The organism is Lentiprolixibacter sp. (assembly GCF_982873095.1).
In genome coordinates this window covers 1-6051 of sequence record NZ_CEYNTP010000141.1, presented here as the reverse complement: position 1 = coordinate 6051, position 6051 = coordinate 1, and the positions used below count along the sequence as shown (strand labels likewise).

Annotated in this window: 7 protein-coding genes; 6 read left to right on the top strand and 1 reads right to left on the bottom strand. The window is 45.8% G+C overall.

The window, feature by feature from the left end; all coding sequences use genetic code 11:
- Positions 1–27: 27 nt before the first annotated feature.
- The 5 genes from AC4E7D_RS09290 (at position 28) to AC4E7D_RS09270 (ending at position 4104) form a co-directional block, all read left to right on the top strand.
- Positions 28–1758 carry a SulP family inorganic anion transporter gene (locus AC4E7D_RS09290; protein WP_490173525.1) on the top strand — a complete coding sequence of 577 codons (1731 nt, stop codon included), beginning with the start codon at positions 28–30 and terminating at the stop codon, positions 1756–1758.
- A 55-nt stretch (positions 1759–1813) separates the two neighbouring features.
- Positions 1814–3229: an MBL fold metallo-hydrolase gene (locus tag AC4E7D_RS09285; RefSeq protein ID WP_490173524.1), complete on the top strand. Its 1416-nt coding sequence runs from the start codon at positions 1814–1816 to the stop codon at positions 3227–3229.
- 68 nt (positions 3230–3297) lie between these two features.
- A complete protein-coding gene (locus AC4E7D_RS09280; protein WP_490173523.1) occupies positions 3298–3504 on the top strand; it encodes a YgaP family membrane protein in 207 nt (68 codons plus the stop codon).
- Between the two features lie 123 nt (positions 3505–3627).
- On the top strand, positions 3628–3756 hold the full coding sequence (locus AC4E7D_RS09275) for a hypothetical protein (protein ID WP_490173522.1): 129 nt from the start codon (positions 3628–3630) through the stop codon (positions 3754–3756).
- A 165-nt stretch (positions 3757–3921) separates the two neighbouring features.
- On the top strand, positions 3922–4104 hold the full coding sequence (locus AC4E7D_RS09270; RefSeq protein ID WP_490173521.1) for a hypothetical protein: 183 nt from the start codon (positions 3922–3924) through the stop codon (positions 4102–4104).
- Positions 4105–4215: 111 nt separating this feature from the next.
- Here AC4E7D_RS09270 and AC4E7D_RS09265 read toward each other — a convergent pair whose 3' ends face one another.
- A complete protein-coding gene (locus tag AC4E7D_RS09265; RefSeq protein ID WP_490173520.1) occupies positions 4216–5619 on the bottom strand; it encodes an exonuclease domain-containing protein in 1404 nt (467 codons plus the stop codon).
- A gap of 109 nt (positions 5620–5728) precedes the next feature.
- On the opposite strand from AC4E7D_RS09265, the gene AC4E7D_RS09260 reads away from it, so the two are divergent.
- On the top strand, positions 5729–6051 hold a 323-nt coding region (locus AC4E7D_RS09260; RefSeq protein WP_490173519.1), incomplete at its 3' end, for an alpha-hydroxy acid oxidase.

Here is a 6051-nt window from a genome sequence, read left to right as displayed (position 1 = left end):
GCAGTTATTTAGTAGTACATTTGGGGTATGCGAAAGTATTTTCCGCTTATAGACTGGCTGGGTAAATATTCTGTAAACGACTTTCCCAGGGACCTGGGTGCAGGCTTATCCGTAGGGATTTTATTGGTGCCCCAGGGCATGGCCTATGCCATGATCGCCGGCTTACCGCCGGTATACGGATTGTATGCGGCTTTATTCCCTGTGTTGATCTATGCGATTTTTGGTACTTCCCGACATCTAGGCATTGGTCCTGTTGCGATGGATTCCCTCCTGGTCGCTGCCGGACTGGGACTCCTGGGTGCCAGTAGTCCGGGGGAATATATTGCACTGGCCATTGGATTGGCCTTCCTGGTAGGGGCTATTCAGTTGGTTCTGGGGGTGCTGCAGATGGGTTTTCTGGTCAACTTCCTGTCCCGGCCGGTAATCAGTGGTTTTATTTCTGCTGCCGCATTGATCATTATGTTGAGTCAGCTCAAGCACCTGTTTGGTGCGGATATTCCCGAAAGCAATCGCATTTATGAATTGGTTATCAATGCATTTGATGCCGTACCCCGGATACATATCTATGATTTTCTGATCGGTTTGGTGGGGATAGGTCTTATCCTGTTGTTACGCCGATGGAACCGGAGGTTTCCCGGAATACTCGTTGCGGTTGTCCTGGGAATACTGGGGGCCTTCCTCTTCGATTGGGAGGCCATGGGAGTTCGGCTTGTGGGTAAGATCCCCATGGGCTTGCCTGCCTTTAACGTTCCTCAGGTAGACGGTGACCTGGTTTTAAAACTCTGGCCCATTGCCCTTACCCTTGCCCTGATAGGTTACCTGGAAGCGGTCTCTATTGGTAAGGGGATTGAAGACAAAGGCAATGAAGACCGTATGGATGCCAACCAGGAACTGCGTGCGCTGGGATTATCCAATATGCTGGGTTCCCTGTTCCAATCCTACCCCGTAACAGCGAGTTTCTCGCGCTCGGCTTTGCTCTATGATGCAGGAGCCAAATCCAATATATCCGGCATGATATCAGGGGGAGTTGTGGTTATAACCTTGTTATTCCTCACCCCAGTGTTCTATTTCCTGCCAAAAGCGGTACTGGCCAGCATTATTATGGTTACGGTGTTCAGACTTATAGATGTTGCTTACGCCAGGACGCTTTGGTACCAGAGAAAGGACGAGTTCCTCATCCTCCTGGGGACATTTTTAATCACCCTTTTTATAGGAATTCCCCAGGGTATCCTCATCGGGGTATTGCTGTCACTATTGCTGATGGTCTACCGCACTTCTAAGCCACATTTTGCCGTGCTGGAGAATATAAAGGGGACAGACTATTTCAGAAATGTAGAGCGGTTCTCCGAAGATATCGAGGTACGGCCTGATCTGCTCATTGTGCGTTTTGATGCCCAATTGTATTTCGGAAATGCCTCCTATTTCAAAAAACGACTCTTGAGGTATGTAGATAAGAAAGGACCTGATCTGAAAGGAGTTATTCTAAATGCAGAAGCCATCAACTATATAGATTCTACGGCAGCCCGTATGCTGGTAAAGACCATATCGGGACTAAGGGAAAGGGGCATGGATTTTTATATTACAGGAGCCATCGGCCCAATCCGTGATATTGTGTTTAACAGCGATATCATAGATGTGGTGCCAAAAGACCACCTATTTGTGCGTATAATCGAGGCAGTGAATTATCACGACCAGAGAGGTGCACCGCCACCACTTCGGCAAAAGGTGGTACAACAACGAAGGGAGAAAAGAAAATAAACCGCGACTTCAGCTCGGTGGAAACTCCTATTTTTGACCCAAAATAATGATTGTTATGAAAATAGAACAAATATATACAGGATGCCTGGCCCAGGGGGCATATTATATCGAAAGTGAAGGGGAAGTAGCGATAATAGACCCCCTCAGGGAAACCGAACCCTACATCAAAAGGGCACAGGAGGCAGGAGCAAGGATCAAGTATATCTTCGAAACCCATTTCCATGCAGATTTTGTCAGTGGCCATGTTACGTTATCAAAACAAACCGATGCACCCATTATCTATGGCCCAATGGCAAATCCTTCATTTGAGGCCATTATAGCAGAAGACCAGCAGGAATTTCCCCTGGGCAAGCTCCGGATAAAGGTTTTGCACACACCGGGGCACACCATGGAAAGTACTACCTACCTGTTAATTGATGAATCCGGAAAAGATCACGCTATTTTCTCAGGGGACACTTTGTTTCTAGGGGATGTTGGCCGACCAGACCTGGCGCAAAAAGCCGCCAGTATGACCCAGGAGGAACTGGCAGGAATGCTTTTTGACAGCCTGCGAAATAAGATCATGCCCCTTGCAGACGATGTAATAGTTTACCCCGCCCATGGAGCGGGATCGGCCTGTGGAAAGAATATGATGAAGGAAACGGTAGATACACTGGGTAACCAGAAGAAGATGAACTATGCCCTCAGGGCAGACATGAGCCGGGAGGAATTTATACAGGAGGTTACCGAGGGCCTGCTTCCCCCGCCTAAATATTTTCCTGCAAATGTCAAGCTCAATCGTGAGGGGTATGCCGATATCGGGGAGGTACTTGAAAAAGGTACACGCCCCCTGTCGCCAGATGCCTTTGAAACTGCAGCAAACGAAACAGGAGCCGTTATCCTGGATGTCCGCCACCAGGACGAATTTGTTAAAGGGCATATCCCCAGGTCAATATTCATTGGTCTTAAAGGGGATTTTGCTCCCTGGGTAGGGGCACTTATAGCCGATGTTAAGCAACCCATACTTTTGGTGACTCCCAAGGGCAAGGAAGAAGAGACGGTTACCCGGCTTTCAAGGGTGGGTTTTGACGCCACCCTGGGTTATCTGGAAGGGGGCTACGATGCTTGGGTGAGTTCAGGTAAGGAGACAGATTCTATGCCTGCCATTAACGCAGAAGAAGCAGTAGCGGTCCTTAATCAAAAGGGTATTCCCCTTTATGATGTGCGCAAGGAGAGTGAATATGCCGCCGAACACTTTGAAAATGCCATAAACACCCCACTGAGTTTTATAAACGAGTATCTGGCGGAGTTTCCCTCGGATCAGACCTTTTACCTCCATTGTGCAGGGGGATATCGTTCGGTAATTGCGGCCTCTATTCTAAAAAGCCGCGGTATCCATAACCTGGTGGATATTTCAGGAGGGTTTACGGATATGAAAAAAGCGGGTATACCTACAACAGACTTTGTCTGCCCCAGTACAAAGCCATCCTGATATATGTCATAGTTAAGCACAGCACAAGCTATTACATTTAAAACAGGTATCATTAAAAGAGAATAGGCATGAAAACAAATATGGGAAAACTGGATAAAATCCTTCGTTTCTTACTTGCGCTGGCTGTGGCCCTGCTGGTTTATTACGATGTTCTGCAAGGTCCATGGGCCTATGTTTTAATGGCAGCAGCAGCTGTATTTCTACTCACCAGCCTTACCGGATTTTGTCCACTATATGGTTTGTTTGGGATCAGTTCCTGCAAGACAAAAAAGTAGGTATAAGTATACTTCGATCAAGGATGTGGTAAAACAAAAGAGGTATATCGGCTTCTGATATATGTCATATTTTCATTGGACTGCCCTTAGTATTTTCGTGTGAAAATTTAAAATATAGCCACTATGTTTTCACTTCTAATTCCCCTGGTTGACTGGAGTAACGGTATGATCATGATTGCGGTTTTCGCCTTTGTTGTAATCGCACTTATTGCTACGCTTGTCAGTTTTATGAATAGTGGGAAACGGAAATAAGTACCCATACGATAACCATCTCACCCACCTTTTACAGGTTGATCAGAGCAAAGAATACAAGGATTTCTGCCTGTTTCTTGAGTGCAGATGCGTATTGGCCATAAATTTATTCTACAGGGCCAGGAATTATTTCCTAACTTTATATTAGCACTATATATCCTTCGTATGTTAAAGAATTTTATTGGGAAAGTAGGGGCCATGAGCTTTATATTACTCCTCGTGGTACTTTCCATCATCGTGGTTTCCGAATATCTTTTTCTTACAGGAAACAAACTGGAAGCCATTTTTATCGCTTTCTGGGCACCAACCATTCTTGGGTTTATGAATTTTTTAAAGTACAGAAAGTGACAGCATTTATCCTTTGGTACTCCGTCATTGTGGCCATTATCTTCCTGATATGGCTGGTATTTGTAATCAGGATGTACCGGGAAATCGAAAAATAGGTCTGTCCTGGCAGGATCAAGAGTCTTTTGTTGCCTGCTCAGGGGGTTCAGCTGTTTTTAAGGGTACAGCCTTCTCCGGATGTCTGGTCAGGTAAGAGCTGATCAGCTGTTGTGATTCTATAGTATGTTGTTGAGGAATAATGTGGGCCATAAGGTCTTCCTGTGAACTAATGGTTTGGTCCCTGCTGACAAACCCATATCCCAAATAACAGCCATCCTGAATGCAAACAATCGCATCTTCACCAGATTGACGTCCCCGCTCTTTTATCAAGAAATTCTCCCTGCTGGCACTAGTTATTTTTATTGCACTGCGTACCCTTGCGTTATATTCATCAACACTTTCCTCTCCGCGACAAACGCCCTGGCAACTCCTTAGCCTGAAATGTGAACAATGTGCCACATTTTCCTGCAAATGGCAGAATTTGGGGCAAAGGGAATAGGCAAGGCAAAGTTGTTCAATAAACAACCTGCTTTCTGTGGCATTTCTGAGGATGGCGATGGGATTATGTATTTTAGAAAGTTTCTCAAATGCCAGGTGGATAATGCCGTTGCGGTCCTGATAGCTGAAGATCCCAAAGGGAGTAGTCCTTTTTTTTTGGGCGCGATTATATAAGGGGTAGTGTTTCTTAATGGCAGCAGATTCCATGAGTAAGGCCACGAATTCACTTCCGGATAATTCATAATCCACAGCACAGGTTTCCCGGCACATACGCATCTCTTTATCAGACCTGTCGTAAAAGTGTCCTAAAACGCGTTTTCTTATATTCTTAGCCTTCCCCACATAGATGATCTCTCCCTTTTGATTCTTAAAGTAGTAAATACCGGTTTTCACGGGCAACCGTTCATATGTTGCTCTTGATAATCCTGGCGGAAGGGTAGCCTCTTGAGAGCGGGCGTTGAGGAAATGACTGATTAGGGAATCCGACTCAGGTTGTGCAAGTATCTTTTTGAAGAGGACCAGTGTTGCTTCGGCATCTCCCCTTGCGCGGTGGCGATCAGTTATGGGTATGTCCAGTGTTGAGCACAGCTTTCCCAGGCTATAGGAGGTAATCCCTGGAAATGTCCTGCGAGCCAGGCGTACCGTACAGAGTTTTTTCCTGATAAAGGATTCCCCGATTGCAGAAAACTCGTTCTTTATTACATGGTAATCAAAATTAACACTATGGGCGACAAAGATGCAGTCTCTTGTGATTTCCTGAATCCTTGGGACAATCTCTTTTAGCGTTGGGGCGTTACGGACCATGTCATTATCAATACCTGTAAGGCCGGTAATGAAATAGGGGATTTCACATTCGGGGTTCACCAGTGACGAAAATTCATCAAGCACCGAATTCCCATCTGTTTTAAAAATGGAAATTTCGGTAATCTTGTTGCCCTTTATGCCGTTTCCGGTGGTTTCTATATCAACGATTGTGTACACAACTCAGTGTTAAGGGACACTAAAGTTAAGAGAAAAATCCTAAGGGATATCCCCGGGAGAAAGCAGTGTTCCTCAAAAGAGGAATATGTAACTTTACGATCAATTGGCCATGAGAAATCAAGACAAAATCCGATTTGATCCCCGATATCCCGAGGTGAAAGACCTGAGGAAAAAGGCAAAAAGCCGGATTCCCGGTTTTGCCTTTGATTATCTTGATGGCGGGTGCAACGATGAGGTTAACCTGAACCGAAACACCAGGGAACTGCAGGACGTATTGCTGCAACCCAACTATCTCGGGGAGTACACCGGCACTGATTTATCGACCACACTATTCGGAAAAACCTATAGTGCCCCCATTGGTATTGCCCCAATAGGGCTGCAGGGCCTGATCTGGCCCGGAGCTTCTGAAATTTTGGCAAAAGCGGCCTTTGA